The sequence below is a fragment of the Lactobacillus sp. HBUAS51381 genome (assembly GCF_012641095.1).
Taxonomy (GTDB): Bacteria; Bacillota; Bacilli; order Lactobacillales; family Lactobacillaceae; genus Levilactobacillus.
Window position 1 is genome coordinate 1 of sequence record NZ_JAAVSC010000019.1, and the last position, 25,339, is coordinate 25,339.

Here is a 25,339-nt window from a genome sequence, read left to right on the forward strand (position 1 = left end):
TGGTTTATCCATAACAAAAACCTCACCAATTTATTTGATGAGGTAATCATATCGTTTTGCGACCATCAATCATAGACGGTCAGTTATTAGGTGCTTACCTATTAATGGTCAGCGAACGTGTTTAGGGTCGGCCCCCATGTTCATTGGCTAGGTGGCTTTAGACTTGTGGGAAGACTGGCTCATTCGACAATAGAGAGTGCTGCTGAATTCGTCAGTCGACACAGATCAAGTTGTGACCGTACTGTTTAAGCACAGAGCGCTTCTTCTACGGGGAGTGCTATTGGCTTACATGATTTAGTCCCTGTAAGTCCGTTTGCATCGTAAGCGAATTTGCAAGGTCAACGTTCCAGGACCAACAGTAGTCGACTAGTAGAATTAAACAGCGGTTGTGTGCTGCCTGGCGATCCCAAAATAAGGCTGTAACGGCCGTTAACTATAGATGGGAAAATGTCACTGAGACTGAGAAATGCCGTCCGAAGTCCCCCAAAATGGTGGCGCTCAGGGCCCAAGAGCTTGGTCGATTAATTTACCAACCCCCAACCTAGATACACCTCTAACGGCCGATTGCAGCCATCAAGCGCGATGTCGAGAGAACCGAATGACCGGATAGGCTGCTTACAAGCCAATCCCGGAGGTGGGGTTCAACCCCACACGTCGGCCTGGATCAGGCAATCTTCAGTCTACGCTGATTGTATCTTCTTGCTGGCATAGGGAGGTCGACAAACCATGGTGCGTACCGAAGCATGCGCCCAACTTAGCAAGCAGCGAGGTTCCGGCGTATAGTGGCGGAGAGGGGGAGGTTCAGCCAGTGTCAGTGTCAAGCTTGGTCAAATCCAGCCACGGTTCATCTGTAAACGGCACTGGTGAGCCAAGCTGTGGCAGACGACGTTAACGGAGAGCTTTAGACAAGACAAATAAGAAGCAGTGAGGAGCGGAGTTCTGCTTTGGGAAGCCTATCAAGAGCTGCCAGCTCATCCATGACTAGTCAGCACATTTGGCGCAAAAAAAGACCCCGGCCGGACCAGCCAGGATCTATCTATCAGTCAAATAAGAAAGTTGTTCAGTCGTTCAGGTTTAATCGTTGTAGGCGTTTTGTAACCCAACCTTGTCTTGCCGGTCGATGGAAGCGTAACGGTCAGATGCATACATCACGCTGGATTTGTCGCCGGAATGGCTCAGGCCCAAGGCATGGCCAATTTCATGGGTGGCAACGTTAGTCCGTTGATTCTTCGTGTAACCGTACTTGGTTAACAGGCTCCGGTTCAACGTGGACTTAGCAGAAACAATCTGGTTGTTATTGCTCTTCTTTAAGTAGGAGTAGTTCGTGTAACCAGCCAGCTTACCACTCTTGGTGCTCAATGACTCGGAAGAAGTTAAGGTGATGTCAGCCTTTTCGCCGCTCTTAGCAGCCTTTAACTGAACGACACCGACTTTGTTCCACCGCTTAACGGCATTCTTCCAAACACTCTTGTAGTACTTGGAAGACGTGTTGGTCTTGTAAGTAATGGTGGTATCATCCCAGCTCCCCCAGGATGGTGTTGGCTTGCTAGCGGAAGCTAAGATTGTTGAACTGAAACTGGCAAGGGTGAGGACGATAGTGGCAACGACTAAAACTGTCCATTTCACAACTTTCTTTAACATTTGAATGACCTCTTTCTTAATTTCCGAACGTTTTACAATTCGGTTGTGTAATATCTTATTGACTATCGTTAGTATAAATCGGGTCATGGAAGAGTAGTTATGCCATAATGTCGAGTGTGGATAGTTTCCGGGGGACAATCTTGTCGATGTGGATATAAATGGGCAAAAAAGGCCGCCAACACCGCGAAAATCGTTACACATCGGGCATTGTGGCCACTTGAAAAATCATAAAAAAAGCGCCTTCACAAATTGATTTGAAGACAAAAAAATAGCGGCTAAAGTAGAACTCTTTTTTTCGAGTCACTTTAACCACTATTTTTATAAACTAAATTATATTAAAGCGTAACGAACATTCAATGGTAACACATCGCTGAATGTGGGGTAATCATTTATATTTGACGGCTGTTCCGTAGGCGGCCACGGATTGCATATCCGTTCCAATGGACCCGGAATCAAACCGCATCATCACCACGGCGTCGGCACCCATCGCAGCCGCGTTGGTGCGTAGCCGTTCGATGGCGATGTTCCGCGATTCATTCAACATCTTGGTATAATCCTTGATCTCACCACCCACCACGTTTTTCAGGGAAGCGCCAATGTTGCGCATGATATTCTTAGACTGCGTCGTTAGACCAAAGACTTCACCGAGAACTTCGTAGTCCTGACCGGGAATTCTTTCCGTCGTGGTGACTAAAATTTCTGCCATAATGTTCATCCTCCTCAAGGTTCTTGACCATCATGTTACCGGTTTTAGCCAAGAAATACAATGCTGTCAAAATCCGAAGAAAATTCAACGATTTTTGACCGCCTAAGCTGATTAAATTTTTGAATAAATACACGCATTTTCGGCTATTTATTCGCTCACAGGCCCTTATCAATCCGAATAATGAATAATCCGTTGGTTAACTGAGTATGAAGAAAAACTCACAAACAATATTAACTGTTAATTATACGTCTGACGTGCTAAAGTAACTTTACGGAGGCCTACTAAGGGGCCCTACAAAGGAGTAACTATGACTGACGACAATAACCCACCACGAACTTTCACATCCCAAGAGATGCGTAAGCAACCATTATCGAACCAGGATCGTGACATTATTGACCGTTTCTTAGCTTCCCGTCAGGCTCACCGTCAACTGACCATTGAGGTTGAGCGTCAGTTGCGCGAACCTCTGAATCACTATCAACACCAGCGTTTGTTCTATCAAGACGTCAGTGACTTAACGCATTTTCGGTTAAACTTCTTTCAACACATCGGTCACTTTTTACAAAAGTCGGTGGCCGTGACCTACCAATTGGAGTTCTGGGATCGCAAGTCACACCGCAAGCTTAGTTTCCCCTCATCGGAGCTCTTACGGGCTGACCAGTGTGCCATTGAGCTGGGAACGGCGGTGGAGACGATTACCTACGAAAAGTTGGGATACAAGTTACGCCGCACGTTCGATATTCAGAACCGGCATTTATATTGGCAAAAGTCCCAATTCTATGTCAACGGGCAACCCTATCCCTTCGTCGATGGATTGATGCTCCTTCAGCAACGCTTAGAAGTTCGCACATTCTGGTTGCGTGACTCGTTGCTACACATCAGGGATTTCACTTAAATTAAATGCTCAGCGTGAGCCAGAGGATGGACATCCTTGGGCTCACGCTTTTTGATGACAGCGGGTTAACCGAAAACTAAAAAAATCCAACCACAATCGTCGTGAGGTTGGATTCATTAGTTTGCTGATGATTGGGCCGCTAAGATTGTCGCTAATCTTCGTTTAGTTGCGCCAATTTGACCGCGTAAGAGCTCGGTGTGGCTGACGGGGACAATATTGGCTAGTCGGCGCTGATGGCCACTAGCGGCAAGAATATCCGCATCTACAACGTAAATGGTCGTTGGGTCAATCTGCAAATCCCAGTGGTGTTCAGCGCGAACGGACTGGGGTGATAGGGACAGGGCGGTAATCAGGCTCTGACAAAAGCGATCGATCAGGGCAGCATCGACAATGGTATTCCCAGTCAAGGTTGGCTGAAACTTACCGCTGAGGATGTCACCGATCACTTTGATTTCAGGCATAGGGGTTCCTCCAATTTTAATGATGCCCCATTTTAACACGGGACATCGTGGAACAGGACCGATTATCACAGAGCTTAGCGAAACTTTAAAATTACATCAATAAATAATTAACGACGGGCAATTCAGTCGAAGATAAGCAGGCCGAGAATTAACTGCGCGACACTCGTTGTCACCAGCCGATAGCGTACGTTGATCTTGGGTTGAAGCCACCAGAAGGCGAGGGCGAAGATTGCGGCGATAACGTGTCGCCATGAAAACCCTGAAATGAACAGGGTGATTACCAGAACGGCCGGTGTCACCAGTGTCCAGCGCCAGTCACGGTCGGCGGGTAAATAGTTTCTCTCGAAGAACAGCAGGTAGCTGGCCACCAGAGGAAGCAAAGGCAACAGGAACTGCATGGCCAGGTAGTGGTTACGTAAGAAGAAGAGGATGACCGGGACGCCGCCACCCGCCAAAAAACTGAAAACGATGAGACCGTAAGCCGATTGTAGTCCCAGTTGGGGGATGCAGGCGAGCACCAAGAACACGCAAAGTAACAGGGCGAATAGCTGAATCAAATGGTCATGTGGCGCAGCAAGTAGTCCCAACGTCGCAGCCGCTACGACCAGGATGGGTCCAATGTGCGACTGAAATTGCCGGTTGAGGATTAAAAAATAACCGGCCGCTAGCAGCATGCCGTAGCCGCCCAGATAAAATTTCACGTCGGTCGCGAGCGGAGTGCCTGTGGACGCGGTCGAGCCGGCGACCCACCAGAGAATATTTTGAAAAAAGGCAAAGATGAACAGTTGTTGGACCGTTCGATTTTTAAAGAAGGCCATGATTGGACTCATGGAATCGCTCCATTTCAACAAATTTTAGTATTGTCTTTTATAATAGATATTGTTTCGTGCGTGGTCAATCATTCTTTTCAAAAAAAACGGGTGCTTTCTTTTAACGGTCCGTAATCTATGTTAGAATGCTTAAGTTATGAGTCAATTCCCGATAGGATTCACGCATCTCAGTGAAGCTGCCTTGTAACCGACTGACGCGAGATTATCGGTCAACTCGTCGTCAACACTATCTAGGGGGAATATCCATTGCAAGAAAGACATTTATTTACATCAGAATCCGTCTCAGAGGGACATCCAGATAAAATCGCCGACCAGATCAGCGATGCCATCTTGGACGCCTTATTGGCCCAAGATCCGGACTCTCGGGTGGCCTGTGAAACGTCCGTGACCACCGGTTTAGTGCTGGTTTTCGGTGAAATTTCAACGAAGGCCTATGTCGATATCCAAAAGGTTGTCCGTCAAACGATTAAGGAAATCGGGTACACGGACGGCCAATATGGCTTTGACGGCGACAACTGTGCCGTTTTGGTCGCTATCGATGAACAATCGCCCGATATCGCGCAGGGGGTCGATGACTCCTACGAGACGCGTGAAGGGGACGAAGATCCATTAGATAAGATTGGTGCCGGAGATCAAGGCCTTATGTTTGGCTATGCCATTGATGAGACCCCGGAATTAATGCCACTACCGATTACGCTCAGTCACGCCCTCATGCGGCGGATTGCCAGCTTACGGAAGATGGGCACCATTGACTATTTACGGCCAGACGCTAAGGCGGAAGTCACCGTTGAATACGACGATGACGGCAAGCCATTGCGGGTCGACACGGTGGTTCTAAGTACCCAGCACGATCCCGACGTCACGTTGGATCAGATTCGGCAAGATGTGATCGATCAGGTCGTTAAGGAAGTCATTCCAGCCAAGTTGTTGGATGATCGGACCAAGTACTTCATTAATCCTACCGGTCGTTTCGTCATCGGGGGTCCTCAAGGGGATGCCGGGTTGACGGGTCGGAAGATTATCGTGGACACGTACGGTGGCGCCGCCCATCATGGTGGGGGAGCCTTCTCCGGTAAGGACGCCACGAAGGTGGACCGGTCGGCTAGTTACGCCGCCCGCTACATCGCCAAGAACATCGTGGCTGCCAAGTTGGCCAGCGAATGTGAAGTTCAGATTGCCTACGCCATTGGGGTAGCGGAACCCGTTTCCGTTTCCATCAATACGTTTGGTACTGGGACGGTTTCGGAGGCTAAATTGGCCCAAGCCGTTCGTCAGATCTTTGACCTGCGCCCAGCCGGAATCATCAAGATGCTGGACCTGAAGCGGCCAATCTACAAGCAAACCGCTGCGTACGGTCACTTTGGTCGGACCGACATTGACTTGCCTTGGGAACACACCGACAAGGTCGATGCGTTAAAGGCGGCCTGCAAATAAGTCCCACATAAACGATAAGTAACGTTCAAATCCCGTTAGCCTGGCTCTGTAGCCGGCTAGTGGGATTTTTTTACAGGTCGAGTTTGCGTATTACCTTAAGCCGGTCGAGGCGACGTTAAGTCCGTCGCTGATCTGACATGTTTGAGCCCCTTCACTGGTTTCTTGCCTTCAGGGGTTGTATTTTTAGCGGTGACCCGTGATAATGTAAAGTATTACTGTTTCAAACAGAATTTGGGAAGTAGCGCGCTTGGCTACTCAGTTTCGTTGTGTGGTGGGGCCCAACGGTAGGAGGAAATTATGGAAAAGAAACAAACGAACGTTAAAGTTGTAACGATTGCCGTGTTCGTGGCAACGTTCATGTCCGCCGTTGAAGGAACCATCGTCTCAACCGCCATGCCAACCATTGTGGGGGACCTACGGGGGGTGGCCCTGATGAACTGGGTCTTCTCGATTTTCTTATTGACCAGTGCCATTGCGACGCCCATCTATGGCAAATTAGCCGATACGATGGGGCGGAAGGTCGTCTTTCTGGTGGGCCTATTGATCTTCGTCGTGGGGTCCACGTTATCGGGGATGTCCCACAGCATGGAAACCCTGATTGCCTGGCGGGCGCTGCAAGGAATAGGTGCCGGCGCAATCATGCCGGTCTCCTTTACCATTTTGGCCGATATTTATCCGGTGGAACAACGCGCGCGCGTCATGGGTCTCAACGGGTCGGCCTGGGGGATCGCAGCGGTGGTTGCGCCGTTACTAGGGGGATTCATTGTGGACCAACTCAGTTGGCACTGGATCTTCTTCATCAACATTCCGATTGGGATCATCACGATGGGCTTGATTTGGGTCTATCTGAATGAAAACACCCAACGTAAGGCCTTCAGTATGGACTGGGCCGGTTGTATTTGGCTATCCGTGGGCCTACTAGCGGTTATGTTGACATTCCAGTTGCTCGGTGAAGGTGACCTGAACATGATGTGGGTGGTCTTCGGCTTTATCGTGGCCATCATCGCGTTTTGGGCGTTCATTCGCCAGGAAAAGCGGGTGAACGACCCGTTAATTCCCATGGCATTGTTTAGCAACCGAACCTTCGTGGTGCAAAACTTAATTGCAGCGCTATTGAGTGGGTTTATTATGGGCTTTGAGGTCTACCTGCCAACCTGGACGCAGGGGCTACTCGGCCTGAAGGCGTCCGAGGCCGGGTTTGCGATTACCCCGAGTTCTCTGATGTGGATTGTGGGTTCCTTTATCGCCGGGAAATTATTGATGAAGCGGTCACCTTACCAAATCGTTAATATTAGCCTGACGTTGGTTTTGATTGGGGCGGTTACGATGGCCGTTATTCCCGCAACCACACCATTCTGGAGCTTCTTCGTGATTGCCGCCATCTGTGGGACTGGCTTTGGGATTACGATTACCACCACTACCGTTACGGTACAGAGCAAGGTGGCCGTCGATGAGATTGGGGTCGCGACATCATTCAACACGTTGGCTCGGACTCTGGGACAGACGGTGATGGTCTCCATCCTGGGAATTATCATGAACGTCGCCATGGCACGCGGGGTCGCGAGTCATGCCGGGACTTCCATGGCAATGATGAATAAGTTGATTAACCCACAGACGGCTAAAGCGTTGCCAGCCCACCTTTTACCGACGTTACATGGTATCCTGTACCAAGGGTTACACCTGATCTTCATTGCGGGGGCGTTGCTGATCGTGCTGTCCTTTGTGGTCAACGTCTTTGATCGCCGAGAAACACAAAGCCTTAGCGATCACCAAGCGTAATTATTCCCGTTTTAAAGGGGAGTAAGGTATAATGGTTCTAAATGACCGAGAGTGGAGGCGAAGAAAATGTTCGAAAAAAATCATGCACGTTATGCCAGTTATGGCACCGTTGCGGTTCTACCCGGCGACATGATCGACGCCGTTTGGAAGATTATCGACCACGATCTTCAAGGGGTCTTCCCGTTGGAGAATTTATTGACGTTTAAACTTCACAACAATCAAGGGACGACAACGTTTGAATACGTTCAAATGGATGCGAACAATCATCCTGGCGCGCTAAGTGCAGGGGTTGATACCAATTTCGCCTATACACCCGAGTTGCCGGAGACGGTATTGGCTTACGATGATGGCGACAGTCAGATTATTCTGTTGCCGTCCGAGACGGCGGATCACTAGACACAAAAGCTCCCGCAAACCCAGTGGTTTGCGGGAGCTTTTTTCAAGTTATTTAGGCCGGGGTGTCGGTACGAATGCTCTTTAAGGCATCGTCGATTTGGCCTAATACAATTTCAGTGTTGCCTGGTTGGTCAAGGTCGTACTTCTGTAAGTCAATCTTGATCTTAGGGCTGATGTCGTAATCGGCGAACCAACCTTGGTAAGCCGTCCACATCTTCTTGTAGTAGGCTTCGAGTTCAGGGTTGTTGTCGAATTGTTCGTAGTCACGGCCACGCTTCTTGATCCGGTGAAGAATGGTGTCGAAGTCTGCGTCCGCGTAAACCAATAAATCTGGTGCCTTCTTTGGCAGTTCATCAAGTTCGTTCATCATATTGTCGAGGAGTTGTAAGTAGACCTCAAGCTCGGTGTCCGTGATGTTTCCTTCGGCGTTGTTTTCTCGCGTGAACAGGGCGTCTTCGTAGATTGAGCGGTCTAAGACGTTGTTATCGTCCGCGAGCGCGCGCTTGATCATACTGAAGCGCTTGTTCAAAAAGTAGATTTGAAGCAAGAAACCGTATTGCTTTGGATCCCGGTAGTAGAGTGGTAATACCGGGTTATCACCGACCGGTTCGAAGAATGCTTGCGTGTTTAAGTGTGATGCGATTTTTCCAGTTAGGGTTGTTTTACCGACCCCGATCATTCCAGCTGTAATTATCACCATGATAGCCCCTCTTTTATTAGAAATACAAGATATAGTGTACCATAAAATGACTGACTACTACATCTGCCGGGAAGAAAAAATGCCGTCATTTCCAGTCCATTGGTCATTGTTGTATAATGAAACCGTTGGTATTAGTGGATTTAGGAGGTTGATTAAATGTATCAAGCAATCGTCTTTTTTGATCTGGATGGGACTTTATTTGACGACGACAAGAATGTTTTACCGACAAGTGTCGCAGCCATTCATGAAATGCAACAACATCATATTCTACCAGTTATTGCGACTGGAAGAAACATTTTTGAAATTCAATACGTCCTCGATGCAACGGGTATTGACGCCGTAGTCAGTGCCAACGGGAGTTATGTGCAGTATCAGGGCAAAAAATTAACGGCCGCGGTCATCCCCCAAGAGACCCTTGAGGCCATCACGGCCTTTGCGAAGGAACAGGGCGATCCGTTGGGCTACTTTAACAATCGTGGCTTCCGATTGAGTCAGGCCAATCAGGACACCACTGATAATTTCAAACTCCTGCGGTTGGATGCACAGGTGGACCCGACGTGGTACCAACACCAAGAGATTAACTTTCTCAACGTCTTTAACCGTGATAAAGAACGGCGTTATCAGGAAAAGTTTGCGGGGACGTTAGCCTTCGTCCGCAACAATCCACGAGCACTCGATACCATGCAGACCGGGGTCACCAAGCAAACGGGAATTCGGACCTTCCTCAAGGAGGCGGGGCTGACCGGGATTAAGACCTATGCGTTCGGGGATGGCCTGAACGACCTGCAAATGTTTGACGAGGTGGATATTCCGGTTGCCATGGGCAATGGCGTCTTTCAGGCGAAGAACAAGGCCGCTTACGTCACCGCCGGGAACATGGACGATGGGATCGTCAAGGGGTTACGGCACTTCGGACTGATTCAATAATAATCATGAAAAATAGCACATCAAAAAACGGCGTGTCCGCCAGCCCCACAACTCGTGGTGGGGCTGGCGGACGTGCCGTTTTATTGTGGGATTGCACAGGGTGGTCATCCCACTTCGTAAGTTTTCCTAAAGCCATCCGCCACCGTGCAACAAAATCCGCTATTTTGCCATTAGTATTAAGTAGGCGGTGCCTTTGCTGCCAACTAAAAAGAACAGCCACGGTCTAGCCGCAACTGTCCATAAGACCCAATGAAGTGATTAACCGAGTTTCTTAGCGATATTGGCTAACGTGACGTCCGCCGTGTCGGCAAAGACCATGTCAGCGGCCCCTAATTCCGTGGCGTCACCAATACCCAGTGAGACTTCACCGGCCGCGTTGATGGCTTGGACACCGGCCGCGGCATCCTCCACCCCGATGCATTGTGCGGCGGGCAAATTCAAGAGTTCGGCGCCCTTGGTGTAGATTTCGGGATCGGGCTTGCCGTGCGTCAGGCTAGCGGGATCGACAACCTTAGGAAAGTAGTCGGCCAGTTCCAATTTGCTGAGGACTCGTGGGGCGTTCTTGGACGCGGAGGCCAGGGATAACTGGTAGCCCTTCGCCCGTAGATCGTCGAGAAAGGCCTTCATCCCCGGCAGAATGTTGGCGGGGGTCATCTTGTCGACCTCGGCCACGTAATTCGTGTTCTTCTTAGTGGCGAGTTCTTCCTTTTGGGCCTGCGTGTAGTCGTTTTCCTTTCCACCGGCCTTCAGAATCATTTCCAAAGAGTCCATGCGGCTAATTCCCTTGAGGCCGTTAGCGAGTTCATCGCTCCAGGCAACACCGAGATAGTCGGCGAGTTGGTGCCAAGCATTGCCGTGAAGCACCGATGTATCGGTGATGACGCCATCTAAATCGAAAACGAATCCTTTAATATCAGCGAACTTTGTCATGAAAAAACACTCCTTAATATGAAATAGTTGCGGGTTGTTGCGGTTTTAGTGAAACTTGGTGTTGACCAATGGTTAGGGTGGTGGCGTGGTCGGCCGTGACGTTGACTTGATGATGGTCGATCTCGAAGTGATAACGAATGCCCCGCACCAGTTGCGTGAAACGAAGCGCCTGCCACTGTTTTGGCAAATGCGGCGTCACGGTGATCTCTGGGGCCAGGACATCGACACCGGCGTAGTGGCGCGTTGACATCAGGGTGACGGCGCCCATGACGCCGAGGTGAATCCCCTCGGCAGTGGTACCGCCCTGAATGTCGTAATAGTCCGATAACAGGGCCTGCGAGAAGAGTTGCCACGATTGGTCCATGTTCCCGGCCATCGCGGTGAGAACGGCGTAGACGATGCGAGAAAGGGTGGACCCGTGGGTGGTCCGATCGAGGTAGAATTGCAGGTTCTTCAAGAGTGCCTGTTGGGGGAGCTCGTAGCCCAATTGCTTGAGCAAGCCCATCACGGTCTTAGCGTCCAGACTATAGAAGGCCATCAACGCATCGGCTTGCTTGGCAACTTGATAGGCGTCGGGGGTCTTCCCCTCGGCCTTCAAGATCCGGTCCATCCGAGAAATGTCACCGTACTTCTTCTGGTACTTACTGAAGTCCAGTTGGGGAAGCTTAAAGTAACCCTCAAACTGGCCAATGATGCCGTCCTCATTGATATCGAGCTTCAAATGGTGACTAACGTTATGCATTTTCTCGGCGACGTCTTGGGTGAAGCCAGTCTTCTGATCGACCGCCTGAACCTTGGTTTGGGGCAGGTGGTGCCGCAAGTCGCGTAGCCGATTGAAGAGCCAGGTGACCATCAGGTTGGTGTAGGCGTTGTTGCTGAGACCGGTGGCATCGGAATTGGGATAATTCTCGTGGAATTCATCGGGTCCCATGACCTGATCAATGGTGTAACGCTTCGTCTGATCGTCAAAGGTGGCCTTACTAAGCCAAAACTGGGCGATTTCTTCCAACATTTCGAGACCGTAGTCGGTCATAAACGCTTGATCACCGGTAATGTGGGTGTACATGATGACGTTGTAGGCCACGGCCAATGAAATGTGTCGCTGCAAGGACGAGTAGTCGGGATCCCAGGTGTTTGTCAGGGGGTTCAGGTGAACCACTTGAGACTGTTCATCACCAACCGCACCGGATTGCCAAGGATACATGGCGCCGGCGAATCCGGCCTGCTTGGCGTTTTGCTTGGCCGCGGGGAGCCGACGATACCGGTACATCAGGAGTTGTTTTGCCAGCTGAGGGTCGTGGAGAGCGTAGACCGGCAGATCAAACATTTCGTCCCAGAAAACATGGCCGCGGTAGGCTTCACCGTCGAGACCGCGGGCGTTAACCGACGCGTCAATCTTGCCAGAGGCGATGGCCTGAGTGGAAATGAAGAGGTGGTACAAGTTGACCCGGGTTAACTTCTGCGCCGTAATGTCGCCGGTAATCTGGATGTCGGCGTCTTGCCAGCGGTGTTGCCAGTAGGCGGTGTTGCGCTTCAATGAATCGGCAAATCCGGTCTTAGGCAATTCTGCGCGCGCCGCCGTCATTAAGTCACTATGCGTTTCACGGTTCGTGAAGAGCACCACGTTTTTTTCAAAGGTGTACGTGTGGTTGGGCTGAACGGTGACCGAACGCATCTGTTGGATGTGTTGCTCGGCATTGGGTCGGACATCACGGGGTGCGGGGAGGGGCTGACCAGGTCCGGTAAGGTGAGAGCCCAGAATAAAGGCAACCTGCGACGTCCGGGTCTGACCCTCAAGGTAGATGGTATCGGGCTGCTGGCCCGTTCCCGTGACTTGAATGTGGCGTTGATCGAAGGCGGCGTACCGGTCGACGTTAGCGTTGATAACGCTACCATCTATCTCGGAGTAAATCTGCAGGGACCCGGCAAAGTTGAGGGGGGTCACGCTGTACTGAATGCTCAAGCGGTGCCAATCCTGCATATTGGCGAGCTTAGTCGACTTGATCTGGAGACTGTGGCCCGTGGAGAGCTGAACCAGCATCGTGGTCGTCAGTGCCCCGGTGTGTAGGTCGAGGCTCCGGTAAATGTCCTGAATGTCACTGGCCCTAATCTGAAAGGGATTCTGATGGTCGACGCCAAAGGTCAGAGCCTGGGCATTCGGAAGGTTGACCAGATCTTCGTTCGTCACCTGACGACCATTAATATTGGTCGTGAGCTGATCGTAAAGGCCGGCGCTGTACAGTCCCGGATAATTGTCCCGATCGGCGTGTGCTTCCGGATAGGCACCACGTAGGCCGAAGAAACCGTTGCCCACGGTCAGCATGGCTTCTTGCCCGTAGTTGCGTTTGCCCTGATACTGGCCGTAGTAGTCGAGGTGCCAACTGAGATAGTCGCGTTTGGCCTTTAAAGCGGCGTCCAGCCCCTGTTTGGCAATCGCCTGACTGCTGACGACGGGGATGTTGAGCATGTTGGTAATGGCGAGACCGATATCGATGCGTTGGTGATTAATCCCAACGACCGTATCGGAGAAGGAGTAGCTGAGGGCGTTGTCAATGACGGCAGCGTCGACGTCGAGGCCCACGAGTTTCACGCGGAGGTTTTCCAAATTTTCGCCAATCCCCTGATCCGAATTGTATGCAATTGTGAACTGACGTTGCGCGGCGGGATGGCCGGTGGGGGCGTAGCTCACTTGTAAGGAATCATCTAAAACGTGTAATGTAATTATTTTCAAGCTTGATCGTTATCCTTTCTGCTATTGTTTAGCGTATTCATTCACTATTTATCTTAAGTTACCGATTGCCAATAAGCAATTATTTCCCCTTAATTTTTGACAATTTGCATTGAGATAAAACGCCTGAATGCCGCCGTTGCAAGCGATTGCACGTTTTGCAATTTTTCGGATTGGGTCGACCAATTTTTCACCAAGTGATCGACAAAATTGGCGGTCGGCAAATGGGTGGAAACGTGGTAAGCTTTTAGCATGACAATGAGAAGGGAGAACACACCGATGAAAGTGGTAACGGCAATTCTAATTGTCCTCATGACCGGTCTAATTATTGGCGGGACAATGTGGGGATTGTTGGCTTGGGCGCTAGTGGGATGGGTGAAGGTGCTCTTTGGCTTAGGTGGCCTGGCACTGGCAACGGTAGTGAATTTCTGGGTGTTTTGGAAATTGTGGCCGCGACGTCCCTTTGAAGATGATGATGAGTGACCGCCCCGCCGAAACGCTGAAAAATGGGCACAAAAAAAGCCATTACGATAAGTCGCAATGGCCAAAGAGTAAGGTTACAACATAATTGGGGGATTATGTTGTAAAAATTTCATCTACTTTGGGGGAGTAAAATGAAATCTGTCTGTTGAATGAGGACAGAAGCCTCACGCGCAAGTTGAAGGTTAGTTCAAACTTACCCGCAACCCTATAGTAACGCAGAACCGTGAAAAATGCTATTAAAATATAAATATTTAGCAAATTTCTCACGTTTTCCGGCTACGGGCTGTGAAATGCTGGTAGTGTAAGGGAGATTGGGGTTTGTTTAGCAAGAAAACAAAATGATATAGAGGGAATGATCACGTGCAACGAAAAGATCAACAGTCGCGTTATTGGAATTTTGGGTGGGTACTCATTATGATTGTCGTCGTTTCGGTGGTCCAGATTCCACTGAGCTTTATGGTTCACGGAACGGCGCTCCACCGGGGGCTGTGGGCTGCCGGTTATTTGGCCGGGTTTGCCATTGCCATTGCGTTAGGGTGTTGGCTGTATGTGCGCGTTCATCCGGTCCACTGGCAACGTTTGACGCGTCAGGATTGGCAGTTAATGATTAAAGGTTACGCCTTTATGATTGGTGTCGAGATCGTGTTGAGTTTAGTTAATGCGGGGCTGTTTGGTGAGACCAGCACCAAGAATAACATGGTTATTGCAAATATTATGGGAACCAGTACCCTGACCTTAGTGATGCTGAGCTTGACGGCCGTGTTGGCGTCGCCCATCTTAGAAGAGTTGACGTTTCGGGGAATCCTCGTGGGGGGATGCTTCCCGGACAAGGCCTTTTGGCCGCCAGTCATCGTCAGTGGTGTCGTTTTCTCACTGGTTCATCAGAGTAATAACCCCATTAGTTGGCTAATCTATGCCGTGATGGGGGGCACCTTTGCCTATGTTTATCGACGGACGGATAAGCTACAGGCGACCATTATCATGCATGGCTTCAACAACCTTATCGCCGTTGGGGCGATGCTGGCCACGCTCTTTCAGCACTAACCAAAAAATGACCAACGCACTCAAACTGGGGGCGTTGGTCATTTTTAATTAGTTTGGTCGACTTTTTTAGCAATCAGTCGTTGATGACTGACCGTATCAAGTTGTTCCTTGACGGTAACCAGCTCGGACATCATGGAGTCAATCTCATTGGAAGTCATGCCCAGTAAGGTCTGACATTGGCCGATACGAGAATACACTTCATCACGCTTCGTGGTGGCCATTTCAGTTAAGTGAATGAGGACTTGGCGTTCATCGGTTTGACTCCGTACCCGGCTGACCCAACCTTGTTTTTCCAGGCGTTTCAGTAAGGGGGTAAGGGTCCCGCTATCAAGTTCCAGCCGTTCACCAAGTTGGTGTACGGTGAGCGGTGCCTTTTCCCAGAGAACCAGCATTGCAATATATTGTGGATAGGTTAAACCGAAGGGCGCAAGGGCGCTTTGGTAAAAATGGTTAAATTTCTTGCTGGCCGAATAGATTGAGAAGCATAGCTGTTCGTCCAACAGGACAGGATTAACGTCTGCCATTGGATTGGCCTCCTTTCGTTTACTTTCCAGAGTATTGTATACAATTAAATTGCCACTGGCAAGCAAAACATCTTGTGTAGTAAGTGAATATGACCAGTAAAGATGGCCATCAATCAGTCGGCTGCCGGACAATCTAATCTAAACGTCACATCAGATTAATTATATAGCATATCGACTGATAAGTATAATGTTTAGTGATAGCCACGGTAAATACCATCATCCGACAAGCAATCAAATGATGGGAATCGTATAGGGTATGTGTGGTGAAATTAGGTTGGCTACCACCCGGTTGAAAAAATATCCTCGCTCAGCACATCACAGTTAATGAACGAAACAAAACAAATAGGGCCGTGGTGATTAAAGTAGTCAATTAAACAGTCGGTTGATAAGACTGCTTAAGTATACCAGAAGATTCCAAAATGGAAAGTGAAATTTTATGAAAATGATAATGAAAAGATATGCCTATGTGAAAATTCTCAGTTATCACAGGGTAACAACCGGTGAGAACGCGCGATTGGTGCTGGCGGGATCAACACGTGTGAAATTGAGGGCGTACGTGTTCAAGCTTCACAAGCCAGTTGGAAGTGGGGAGTTTGTGACGAGGGGGCAGTTTGATGATGCACAAAGTATGTGCAGAATGAGTTGATCTTCTTCTGTTTTTTAACATGTCATAAAAAAATAGGAACCTCGCTAAACGTTAATTTAACGGGATTCCTATTTTTTATAATTCTTGTAAATCGTCTCATGATGCCCCGAGCAGGATTCGAACCTGTACTTGATCTCTCAAACAGCGACCTGAACGCTGCGCGTCTGCCAGTTCCGCCATCGGGGCAACTCAACAACAAGTAATATATTACACTATCCTTGTATAAATGTGAACCCCTAAATTAAATTTTTTTATTTCGGAAATTTCACCGCCGTACCGTAAGCATGTACCACCAGAAATTTGGGGGCGACATTCATCCGGACGACCTCGGTATTAAACCGCACGTCGATCAAGCCATCGGCGCCATTTTTCTGGGCTTGCGTCATCAATTTCTGCTTGGCTTCGTCGAATAGCTCATCGAACAGCTCAAATTGATCAGGCTTTTCCGACCGCAACATCGTATGCGTGGTTGCCGTTAAAATCCCTTGAATGGTGTGGGAGCGATTCAACCCCCCAGTTGTCATGAACATTACAAGTTCCTCCTCATTTTAAGACCGGATAGTGCCGTTGAGCGACCAGCATCAGGGCAGCACCAATGACGACGCCTAAACAGTTGGTGATGACGTCGTTGATGTCAACCCAACGGCCGAGACTGACCCACCAATTGAAGAGGGCCTGCCCAGCCTCAAGGGTGAATCCTGTCGCTAGGCCCACCACCAGCCACTGTCGCCAGCGATGGGAACTGTGATTGTATTGCCAGACCATGCCCTGGGGAACCGTCATCACGATATTTAGCCAAAACGACAGGTCGATTCCCGCCGGTTGTAGAGGCCACAGCACCCAAGTTCCCCCGGCCCACTGAAAGGATTGGATCTGTCCCACGCTGCCGCCTAAGGTAATGGCGATCGGCGTCCAGGTCAGGGCGTTGAGTCCCCAGCAGCCCAGCCACCACCAGATTCGCCTGAACCGGTGGTGGGTCCAATCACGCAGACACAGCGTTGCCCAGAGCACACTAATCAAAATAAACGGTAGCCATCGAACCATCGTTCTCGCCCCCTAATGTGATTAAGTATACCGATTCGTGGGAACGGGAACAATCATTTTGGCGAATTTTTAGAAGAGAAAATGTGGGCACCATACTGTGCGATCATGGCCTTGCGCCAGTCCGCGTAGGTGAGATAGGGCCCCGTTTGGTAGTCGTCTGTTTGTGGATCACGGTATTGCCGGTTAGGCGTGGCGGGCAATTCGCCCGTGCAGGGGGTCGCAGTGCACCGACAGCCCGGGTGAAAGGGCGGATAATTTCGGCCGGGTAAGGCCTCGTCTGTCCGGTAGATTCGCCCGTCTTGCGTGCCACAGTCCGGACAGGTGTGCTTATCCAACTGACAATTCAGCTGATAAAAGTCATAGTGGCGTTGCTCGGCTGGAATCTCTGGCTGGTCCGATTGTGGCCGGTTCAGGCCAATCAGGCGGCTAATCTGGGGGAATGACCAATAAATGACGGCCAACACGGCGGCAATAATCGTTGACCACAGGATGGCTTGGCCCAGTAGGAAAAAGATAACGCCTAGAGTCACGTCTAAAATCAGAAAAACAACAATACTTGTCGATAAATTACGCGTTTTTTTCACGAAAATCCTCCTTGATGATGGTTGGGGTCGCTCGTCTAAACGGCTGTTAAAAATAGTATACACGTTCGTCAGGCAAATGGCCGAAATGGTTTGATGCAACGACCAGTTGTGATCCGCGTGATTGGTGACGGCAATCAATTTGGCTTTAAAGCAATCGCCAAACCACGCCTCTGAATTTTCGACGGAACTGGGGTAGAATGAAAGCACTGACTAATTTTGAAGGGAGTCCGTTATATCTATGCCGAATCAATTGCCGTCAAAAATTAAAGTCCGGGGGGCCCGCGTCAACAACCTGAAGAATCTCAACGTTGACATTCCGTTGAACCGATTTGTGGCCATCACTGGCCGCAGCGGGTCTGGTAAGTCGTCATTGGCCATGGGTGTGTTGTATGCCGAGGGGGCGCGGCGTTATCTTAACGCCCTGTCGACGTTTACCCGTCGGCGAATCAACCAGATGGGGAAGGCCGCCGTGGACTCTGTGGAATATCTTCCGTCCGCATTGGCCTTGCGCCAACGGCCCGCGGTTCCTGGGGTGCGTTCCACGGTGGGCACGATGTCGGAAAGTCTCAACATTTTACGCTTGGTCTTTTCCCGATTGGGCTCGCCCGTGTGCCCCAACGGCCATCAGGTGCCGCCAACCCTCGATGTGGCGGAGAACGATGGCTATGTGACCTGTCCGACCTGTGGCGTGAAGTTCCGGGCACCGGGGGCGGAGGACTTCGCCTTTAACTCCGATGGGGCCTGTCCAACCTGTGGTGGTCTGGGCGAAGTTCGTCAGCTAGATGCGTCCCTGTTGATTGCTAATGAAGATCAGACCATCGAAGAGGGCGCAGTGGCGTCCTGGCACCTGCCTGGGCGGAACTTCATGCCCATCGTGGCCAACGCCATTGGCATTCCGATTGACGTGCCCTATAAGGACCTAAGCGCCGCCGACAAGCAACGCGTCCTCCACGGTCGGAAGCAGACGGTGGCCATTAACATTCCCAGCAGCAAGGGAAAAATTTTCCACATGGACAATGCGGTCTACGAGAATGCCTTCGCGGCGGTGGAGGACAGCCTTGCCACGACCAAGAACGATCGAACCATTGCTAAATTAAATAAATTTTATACGTTCGATACCTGTCCCACCTGCCATGGCACACGCCTGAATCCCGAACGTCTCAAACAGCAACTCAACGGCAAGAACTTAGCGGAGGTCTGTGAGTTACCCATTAATCAGCTACGGACCTTCGCCAAGACAATTGTCGACTGGTTGCCGGAGCGGATGCATCAACTGGGGACGGACCTGGTGGATGAACTCCTATTGAGTCTCCAACCCATGGTAGACCTCGGCTTGGACTATCTCACGTTGAGTCGACCGGGCGCAACCCTATCGACCGGGGAACTGCAACGGATTCAGCTGGGGCGGACGTTACGTAGCGCCACCACTGGCGTCCTCTACGTGCTAGATGAACCATCCGTCGGCCTGCATCCGGCGAACGTTACCGGGCTGATTAAGGCTTTTCGGGGCTTAGTGGCCCAGGGAAATTCCGTGGTGGTGGTTGACCACGATACGCGGATTATTGCGGCGGCCGATGAGGTGATTGAGATTGGTCCCGGTGCCGGTAAACGCGGGGGAACCGTCATTGATCAGGGAACGGTCGCCGAGATTGCCCACAGTCCGCAGTCATTGATTGCACCATTTCTGAATGGTACCGCCACGCTCCGTGAGCGGCCGCAACTCGACGAACGCGCTCTTTGGCAAAAGGGTAGCCTTGGTCTGGAGGTCCAGCACCGCTTCAACATTCAGGATGTGGCCGTGAAATTTCCGAAGAATCGCCTGACCACGGTGACCGGGATGAGTGGGGCTGGCAAGACCACGATGATTTTGGATAGCTTGATTCCGGGCATTGAGGCGGACGTGGCCCACCGACCGCTACCGCAGCACGTGACGCACCTCGATCGCGCGGGTATTCGTCACGTGATTAAGGTGGACTCCGTGCCGGTGGGCAAGAATGTCCGGTCCACGGTGGCGACCTATACGGATATCTTGGATCGACTACGCCGGTTATTTGCGGCCACACCGGCAGCCAAGGCGCAGGGCTATACGAGTAGTCGTTTCTCCTATAACGTCAAAGCGGGGGCCTGCCCCACCTGCAATGGGACCGGGCAGATTTCGCTGGACGTGCAGTACTTGCCGGACATTACGGAAGTATGCCCGCAGTGTCACGGGCAACGGTATAACCGCGAGACGTTAGCCGTCAAATGGCAGGGGTATAGCATTGCCGACATCTTAGCGTTGTCCGTGGACGAGGCGTTAGCGGTCTTTACTGACGAAACGGGCATTGAACAGACGCTCCAGACCTTGCATGACATGGGGTTAGGCTATTTGCTATTGGGTGAAAGTACGCCGGCTTTGTCTGGTGGGGAGGCCCAGCGGCTCAAGTTGGTCTCCCGGATCGGCAAGCGCCAGAACGGAACGCTATTCATTTTCGATGAACCCACAGTCGGGCTGCATCCCCTGGACGTTCAGCAGTTGGTTGAGGTTTTCGATCAGTTGCTGCAACAAGGGGCCACGGTGATTGCCATCGAACACGACCTAGAGCTCATCGCCAATGCGGATTACGTCATTGACATGGGACCGGGTGGCGGTATTAACGGCGGTCACTTGGTAGCCACCGGGACGCCCGCCGAGGTTAGTCAAAATCCAGCGAGTGTGACCGGCCGGTATTTGAAGGCGGAATTAGACTTGTTCGCCGCCAAGTAACGCTAAAAGATTGAGAACACGTCTCGGTCCCAGCTAGCAGGGGTTATTGCCATTAAATTAGTTATCAGCGATCACCTGCGGCGGCCAGATTCTAGTCGTAGTTTACCTGTTCGATAAATCAAGCTAAAAAAGAGCGCCAACAGCTTGATTGCCGTTGACGCTCGTATTAGCCAAAGTTAAAGTTTCTTACTGATCCGGTATTTCTCGCTGGCCGCGTGGCCGGTCTGGCCATTTCCTAATTGGGATTCTGCTAGGAAAATATCAAAAGAAGGTTCGCCTTTGTCACTTTTTACGACCAAAACATGACCGGAATCGGTGTGACGTGCTTGATAGATTTGGGCCGTCTGCACGGCTTCGTGATAATCGTGAAAGTTACCAATTGAATCGCCAGGGTTAAAAAGTACAACTTCATCCATCATAATCATTCCTTTCGGGGCTAGCTGCTAATTTCATTATACCGCACTTGCTCTGAAAACGATATCATTTCACAAGTTCTGGTCCATCTTAAAGGATAATTGGGACTGTTCAGCATTGGCACAGAGCAGTTTACCGGCCTGGTTCTCGATGGCCGTAGCGAATTGTGCGGCGGTGGCCGCATTATATTTGCCTAGGGTTGGCGCATTGGGAGCCTCAAGGGCGTCCCCCTGGGTTAACCGTTGAACACCCAAGATCTGCGTCTGTTTGAGAAAGTCGGCGATTTGCTCACGGTTTTGTTGATAGTGGGCTTCTCCCAGTGTTTCCAGTAGCTTGCCGGCCCAATAAGGATTTTGCGGCGAAAATTGGTGGTTGTCGGCCCTGTAGGTGGCACCTAGCTGATCGCCGGCCGCGTAAAACGGGACGTACGGATTGAAGGCCGGGTTGCCGAAACACTGCCAAACGATACCGGCGAGGCGGGGGATGACGTGCCGGCGAATTTGAAGGATGTGGGAATTTTCAGTTCGAGACAGGCCGATGGCGCGGTAGAGGTGGCGTTCCGTTGCCGTACCGGAACCCAACGGATCGTAGGGCGTCTCCTGATAGTGTGAACCCAGTAGGCTGGCCACGTCGGGGACGCTAATCTTCCGTTCCGCGTGACGGAGGAAGGGCAGCTCCTGATCGGTTGGATTCTCAAAGGCACTGGGCGTGAACAGCCGGTGACCGTACCAGACGCGGGGTGTGTTGTAGTGGGCATCGAAGGTGGACTGGGTGCCAAAAATGTGGCGTGAATTGAAGCGATTGCCGTCGGGATTCAGGTGGTTGACCTGCACAAAGTGTTGGAGGTTGGCGGAGGTCAGAAAGTCGCCGGGCCGGTCGAAGTCAATCTCCTGAATGGCCAGTTGATTCGCGACCACGGCATACATGTCGTCCGGAATCCGCTGGGCGACCCAGTGATGGCCACTGACAATTTCCATGTACCAGACCTCGTCGCTGTCGCAGAACAAGACGCCATTGGCTTCCGCGGCACCGTGGGTCTCGACCAGATGTCCCAGCCGTTTGATCCCGGCTTGTGCGGAGTCCACGAAGGGCAGGACGACCGTGACCATGGCATCTTCGGCAATCCCGTCACTGACGAGCGGGTCGACACCGAGTACGCGGCTATTGGCGTAGGCGGACTCCGTGGCGCTCATGGCGACGTTGTGGGCGTTAATGCCACTTTCGGCGTAATCGCCCGCACTGGCATCACTATCGGGGACGGCGGTGTACTGGGCCGCGTGGGTGGGTAACGTTGTGGTGAAATGATTGTTTTTGGAAACGAACGTCGTGGGATTGTGGTCCGTGGCGGGGTAGATGACGGCCTGTTTGGGCCAAATGGCGACCCCATTGTCTTCATTGCGGGCAATCAGAGGGCTGCCGTCGATGGTCGCTAGTTTGCCGGCTAGAAACGACGTGCAGGCCTGATGGGTTTGACGGTTCATTGCGGTTCCTCCTTGTAAGTGGATCTATAAATTTTACTATAGCATATTTTGAGAAGTGAGGCGTTTACCACCGTTTTGCGGGCATAATTTGCTAAAATAGAGAATGGATAATTCAATTAAGGAGGAGATCGTGTCATGGTACAGGGACATACGCATGAACATTCGATTGAGCGGGAGCTGGAGTGCGTCTCGCAGGTGCCGATCTTTCAACGTCTTTCCGCGGATCAAATGATGTCGGTGGCCCAAGTGACCCGACCGATTCACGCGGAAAAGGGCGGCAGCGTTTTTAGTACGGGTGAGGTTTCGCAGACGTTGTATATCGTTAATCAAGGTCAGGTTCGGTTATACCACCTGGCCGAGGACGGTCGAGAGCAGGTGTTACGGGTCTTAAATCCCGGCGACTTTATCGGTGAGATTGCTTTGTTCACGGATGAAATTCATTCGTCCTACGCCGAAGCCACCAAGGTGACCGAACTGTGTACCATTTCCCGGGCTTCCTTGACGGCGTTGATTAAAAAGTTGCCGCCGTTATCGATGGCCCTACTGGGGGCGTTGGCGGATCGACTGAAGGCCGCGGAACGGCAGGCCACGTTGCTGGCCATTCCGGATGCCTTACCACGTTTGGCCGGTTATTTGCAGGAACTCACCAACCATACGACTGGGACGGTCGATTTGCCGATGAGTAAGCAAGATTTAGCAGCCTATTTGGGGATGACACCGGAATCGCTGAGCCGGAAGCTCCGACAATTGGTCACGGACGAGATTATTGAAACGATTGGGCGCCGTCAGATTAAAGTAACCGATTCCATGGCGCTTGATGCATTAGCCCCGTCATAGCGCAATTTCAGCGAACCGTTTAAGAATCCTTAATAATATGGTATTCCCGAAATAAATTTGCTAAAATGATGGGTGTTGTGTTTCATTAAATGCTTAATGAACGACCAAAATAGACGAAACTTAATAATAAACAGGAAAAAGGGGATACGCACATGTGTGGATTCGTTGGCTATGTGAATCAAAAGGATGTTCCGGCTACCACGATTAACGATATGGCAGACCGGATCAAGCACCGGGGACCGGATGACGAAGCCTACTTCAGTGATGATCAGGCTGTCATGGGTTTCCGTCGCTTGTCAATCATTGACTTGGCTCACGGGAAGCAACCGATGTACAACCGGGACCAGACCAAGGTCTTAACGTTTAATGGTGAAATTTATAACTATCAGGAAATTCGGGCGGACTTGCAGAAGCTCGGCTATGAATTCCAAACGGACGTGGATTCAGAAGTCTTGATTCACGGGTATGATGCTTGGGGCCCTAAGCTGTTGGATCGGCTACGGGGGATGTACGCCTTTGCCATTTATGACAAGACGAAGAATGAAGTCTTTGGTGCCCGTGACCACTTTGGTATCAAGCCAATGTATTACTATGATGATGGCAAGACGTTCCTCTGGGCGTCCGAAATCAAGGCGTTCCTCGAACATCCTAACTTCAAGAAGGAATTCAACGAAGAACTCTTACCCATTCATTTGAGTTTTGAATTCATCCCTTCACGCGATACGATGTTCAAGAACGTTTACAAGGTATTACCAGGGCAATACTTCATTCATCATGCCAATGGTGAGACGGAAACACACCGTTACTTTAAGTTCAACTACGACCACATCGACAACAGCCAGACGGTGGAAGAGGATGCCAAGAAGATTCGCGGCATCGTTGATGAATCCGTTAAGACGCATATGATTGCCGATGTTGAGGTTGGGAGCTTCTTGTCCAGTGGGATCGACTCTTCCTACGTCTTGAACGAAGCCGCCAAGTTAAAGCCCATTCAATCCTTTTCTCTAGGGTTTAAGAACTCAAAGTATAGTGAATTGAGCTGGTCCACGGAATTTGCTAAGGAAATCAAGCAAAAGAACACGCCATTATACATGACCGGCGATGATTATTTCGATATTCTGCCAACGATCATGTATTACATGGATGAACCGCTCTCCAACCCATCAGCCATGCAGCTCTACTACCTGTCGAAGGGAACGCGTAAGTCCGTGAAGGTCGCGTTATCCGGTGAGGGGGCCGATGAATTCTTCGGTGGCTACAACACGTATTTGGAAGCCATTCCGTTCGAACGTTACCAGAAATGGGTGCCTAAGGGGATCCGCAAGATGCTCGGGGGAATTGCCGAAAAATTCCCACGTTTTCACGGTCGGCGGTTCTTAGTGCGGGGTGCTCAGCCATTGAGCGAACGCTACTATCGCGTGAACTACGTCTTTGACTACCACGATCGTAACAAGATCTTGAAGAATCCTAAGCTGAATCGGGATGCCGGCGCTTATACCAAGCACCTATTCGATGACGTCAAGGGCTTGGATGAAATGACGCAAATGCAATACTTCGATATCAATACCTGGTTGCCTTATGACATTCTCCACAAGGCCGATCGGATGAGTATGGCGAACTCGCTGGAAGTGCGGACACCATTGGTTGATAAGGAAGTCGCCAAGTTTGCGGCCACCATGCCGGTGAAGACGCGAATTCATGCCGATGAAACCAAGGTCTCTCTGCGGACGGCTGCCGAGGCCGAACTGCCAGAACGGGTGGCGAAGAAAGAAAAGATGGGCTTCCCATCCCCAATCGCCACTTGGATCAAGACGGAACCTTACAAGTCACGGATTATTGAAGCTTTCAATTCTGACGTGGCCCACAAGTTCTTTGATACCGAAGCCTTGATGGATATTCTTCGTGAACACATCAACGGGAAGTCCAGCATGCAGAAGATCTTTACGATCTACACGTTTATTCTGTGGTATGAAGTTTACTTCCCAGAAGACACGACGGCCAAGACGGTTGATTTGGTGCGTCGGACGCAAGTTTAATATTTAACGGTTCGCCAGTGATGACTTGCCGATAACGCTCAAGGTTGCTATTGGACTCGTCCGCTAACAACCT

At 50.7% G+C, this 25,339-nt stretch carries 23 protein-coding genes, 1 tRNA gene and 1 riboswitch; of the genes, 10 read left to right on the forward strand and 14 right to left on the reverse strand.

From position 1 onward, the window contains the following. Positions 1 to 1,074: 1,074 nt before the first annotated feature. Both HEQ50_RS07650 and HEQ50_RS07655 read right to left on the reverse strand, forming a co-directional pair. Complete coding sequence (locus HEQ50_RS07650) at positions 1,075 to 1,641, reverse strand: matrixin family metalloprotease (protein ID WP_168899929.1); 567 nt, start codon at positions 1,639 to 1,641, stop codon at positions 1,075 to 1,077. A gap of 385 nt (positions 1,642 to 2,026) precedes the next feature. Beyond that, positions 2,027 to 2,347, reverse strand: a complete 321-nt coding sequence (locus HEQ50_RS07655) for a heavy metal-binding domain-containing protein (RefSeq protein ID WP_168899930.1) — start codon at positions 2,345 to 2,347, stop codon at positions 2,027 to 2,029. A gap of 307 nt (positions 2,348 to 2,654) precedes the next feature. Here HEQ50_RS07655 and HEQ50_RS07660 point away from each other — a divergent pair, with 307 nt between their 5' ends. Further along, a complete protein-coding gene (locus HEQ50_RS07660) occupies positions 2,655 to 3,242 on the forward strand; it encodes a hypothetical protein (protein ID WP_232842710.1) in 588 nt (195 codons plus the stop codon). A gap of 116 nt (positions 3,243 to 3,358) precedes the next feature. Here HEQ50_RS07660 and HEQ50_RS07665 read toward each other — a convergent pair whose 3' ends face one another. Together HEQ50_RS07665 and HEQ50_RS07670 are read right to left on the reverse strand one after the other, a co-directional pair. After that, positions 3,359 to 3,703 carry a hypothetical protein gene (locus HEQ50_RS07665; RefSeq protein ID WP_168899931.1) on the reverse strand — a complete coding sequence of 115 codons (345 nt, stop codon included), beginning with the start codon at positions 3,701 to 3,703 and terminating at the stop codon, positions 3,359 to 3,361. 122 nt (positions 3,704 to 3,825) lie between these two features. Next, on the reverse strand, positions 3,826 to 4,533 hold the full coding sequence (locus HEQ50_RS07670; RefSeq protein ID WP_168899932.1) for a hypothetical protein: 708 nt from the start codon (positions 4,531 to 4,533) through the stop codon (positions 3,826 to 3,828). A 129-nt stretch (positions 4,534 to 4,662) separates the two neighbouring features. Further along, positions 4,663 to 4,782: riboswitch (SMK box riboswitch) on the forward strand. Here HEQ50_RS07670 and metK point away from each other — a divergent pair. The 3 genes from metK (at position 4,780) to HEQ50_RS07685 (ending at position 8,142) form a co-directional block, all read left to right on the forward strand. Beyond that, positions 4,780 to 5,967 carry a methionine adenosyltransferase gene (gene metK, locus HEQ50_RS07675; protein WP_168899933.1) on the forward strand — a complete coding sequence of 396 codons (1,188 nt, stop codon included), beginning with the start codon at positions 4,780 to 4,782 and terminating at the stop codon, positions 5,965 to 5,967. It overlaps the preceding riboswitch by 3 nt. 297 nt (positions 5,968 to 6,264) lie before the next feature. Continuing rightward, the gene (locus HEQ50_RS07680) at positions 6,265 to 7,746 is read left to right on the forward strand and encodes an MDR family MFS transporter (protein ID WP_168899934.1); all 1,482 of its coding nucleotides are present in this window, start codon (positions 6,265 to 6,267) and stop codon (positions 7,744 to 7,746) included. Positions 7,747 to 7,812: 66 nt separating this feature from the next. After that, positions 7,813 to 8,142, forward strand: coding sequence for a DUF960 domain-containing protein (locus HEQ50_RS07685; RefSeq protein WP_168899935.1), 330 nt, complete (start codon positions 7,813 to 7,815; stop codon positions 8,140 to 8,142). Positions 8,143 to 8,194: 52 nt separating this feature from the next. On the opposite strand, the gene HEQ50_RS07690 is transcribed toward HEQ50_RS07685, so the two are convergent. Further along, positions 8,195 to 8,842 (reverse strand): deoxynucleoside kinase, encoded by a 648-nt coding sequence (locus HEQ50_RS07690; RefSeq protein ID WP_168899936.1) that lies wholly within the window; start codon positions 8,840 to 8,842, stop codon positions 8,195 to 8,197. Positions 8,843 to 8,998: 156 nt separating this feature from the next. Here HEQ50_RS07690 and HEQ50_RS07695 point away from each other — a divergent pair, with 156 nt between their 5' ends. Then, a complete protein-coding gene (locus tag HEQ50_RS07695) occupies positions 8,999 to 9,769 on the forward strand; it encodes a Cof-type HAD-IIB family hydrolase (RefSeq protein WP_168899937.1) in 771 nt (256 codons plus the stop codon). Between the two features lie 258 nt (positions 9,770 to 10,027). Here the strand turns inward: HEQ50_RS07695 and pgmB are convergent, their stop codons facing one another. Together pgmB and HEQ50_RS07705 are read right to left on the reverse strand one after the other, a co-directional pair. Further along, a complete protein-coding gene (gene pgmB / locus HEQ50_RS07700; protein WP_168899938.1) occupies positions 10,028 to 10,699 on the reverse strand; it encodes a beta-phosphoglucomutase in 672 nt (223 codons plus the stop codon). A 13-nt stretch (positions 10,700 to 10,712) separates the two neighbouring features. After that, the gene (locus tag HEQ50_RS07705) at positions 10,713 to 13,430 is read right to left on the reverse strand and encodes a glycoside hydrolase family 65 protein (protein ID WP_168899939.1); all 2,718 of its coding nucleotides are present in this window, start codon (positions 13,428 to 13,430) and stop codon (positions 10,713 to 10,715) included. A gap of 276 nt (positions 13,431 to 13,706) precedes the next feature. Between HEQ50_RS07705 and HEQ50_RS07710 the strand changes: the two genes are divergently transcribed. Together HEQ50_RS07710 and HEQ50_RS07715 are read left to right on the forward strand one after the other, a co-directional pair. After that, positions 13,707 to 13,910, forward strand: a complete 204-nt coding sequence (locus HEQ50_RS07710) for a hypothetical protein (RefSeq protein WP_168899940.1) — start codon at positions 13,707 to 13,709, stop codon at positions 13,908 to 13,910. A gap of 360 nt (positions 13,911 to 14,270) precedes the next feature. Next, the gene (locus tag HEQ50_RS07715; protein ID WP_334427447.1) at positions 14,271 to 14,954 is read left to right on the forward strand and encodes a type II CAAX endopeptidase family protein; all 684 of its coding nucleotides are present in this window, start codon (positions 14,271 to 14,273) and stop codon (positions 14,952 to 14,954) included. Between the two features lie 44 nt (positions 14,955 to 14,998). Here the strand turns inward: HEQ50_RS07715 and HEQ50_RS07720 are convergent, their stop codons facing one another. The 5 genes from HEQ50_RS07720 to HEQ50_RS12800 form a co-directional block, all read right to left on the reverse strand. Then, positions 14,999 to 15,478 carry a MarR family winged helix-turn-helix transcriptional regulator gene (locus HEQ50_RS07720; protein ID WP_168899941.1) on the reverse strand — a complete coding sequence of 160 codons (480 nt, stop codon included), beginning with the start codon at positions 15,476 to 15,478 and terminating at the stop codon, positions 14,999 to 15,001. 748 nt (positions 15,479 to 16,226) lie between these two features. Continuing rightward, positions 16,227 to 16,310 (reverse strand) — tRNA-Leu (locus tag HEQ50_RS07725). A gap of 65 nt (positions 16,311 to 16,375) precedes the next feature. Next, entirely contained in the window at positions 16,376 to 16,654 is a 279-nt protein-coding gene (locus tag HEQ50_RS07730) for a heavy metal-binding domain-containing protein (protein ID WP_168899942.1), read from the reverse strand. A gap of 13 nt (positions 16,655 to 16,667) precedes the next feature. Further along, a complete protein-coding gene (locus HEQ50_RS07735) occupies positions 16,668 to 17,168 on the reverse strand; it encodes a VanZ family protein (protein WP_168899943.1) in 501 nt (166 codons plus the stop codon). 53 nt (positions 17,169 to 17,221) lie between these two features. Then, on the reverse strand, positions 17,222 to 17,752 hold the full coding sequence (locus tag HEQ50_RS12800) for a minor capsid protein (protein ID WP_168899944.1): 531 nt from the start codon (positions 17,750 to 17,752) through the stop codon (positions 17,222 to 17,224). Between the two features lie 238 nt (positions 17,753 to 17,990). Here HEQ50_RS12800 and HEQ50_RS07745 point away from each other — a divergent pair, with 238 nt between their 5' ends. Further along, positions 17,991 to 20,498, forward strand: a complete 2,508-nt coding sequence (locus HEQ50_RS07745) for an excinuclease ABC subunit UvrA (protein WP_168899945.1) — start codon at positions 17,991 to 17,993, stop codon at positions 20,496 to 20,498. 176 nt (positions 20,499 to 20,674) lie between these two features. On the opposite strand, the gene HEQ50_RS07750 is transcribed toward HEQ50_RS07745, so the two are convergent. Both HEQ50_RS07750 and HEQ50_RS07755 read right to left on the reverse strand, forming a co-directional pair. Continuing rightward, positions 20,675 to 20,914 carry a hypothetical protein gene (locus tag HEQ50_RS07750; RefSeq protein WP_168899946.1) on the reverse strand — a complete coding sequence of 80 codons (240 nt, stop codon included), beginning with the start codon at positions 20,912 to 20,914 and terminating at the stop codon, positions 20,675 to 20,677. 69 nt (positions 20,915 to 20,983) lie between these two features. Further along, a complete protein-coding gene (locus HEQ50_RS07755) occupies positions 20,984 to 22,393 on the reverse strand; it encodes a C69 family dipeptidase (RefSeq protein WP_168899947.1) in 1,410 nt (469 codons plus the stop codon). 135 nt (positions 22,394 to 22,528) lie between these two features. Here HEQ50_RS07755 and HEQ50_RS07760 point away from each other — a divergent pair, with 135 nt between their 5' ends. Together HEQ50_RS07760 and asnB are read left to right on the forward strand one after the other, a co-directional pair. Further along, positions 22,529 to 23,230 carry a Crp/Fnr family transcriptional regulator gene (locus HEQ50_RS07760; protein WP_168899948.1) on the forward strand — a complete coding sequence of 234 codons (702 nt, stop codon included), beginning with the start codon at positions 22,529 to 22,531 and terminating at the stop codon, positions 23,228 to 23,230. A gap of 152 nt (positions 23,231 to 23,382) precedes the next feature. After that, the gene (asnB, locus tag HEQ50_RS07765; protein WP_168899949.1) at positions 23,383 to 25,266 is read left to right on the forward strand and encodes an asparagine synthase (glutamine-hydrolyzing); all 1,884 of its coding nucleotides are present in this window, start codon (positions 23,383 to 23,385) and stop codon (positions 25,264 to 25,266) included. Positions 25,267 to 25,339 lie beyond the last annotated feature (73 nt).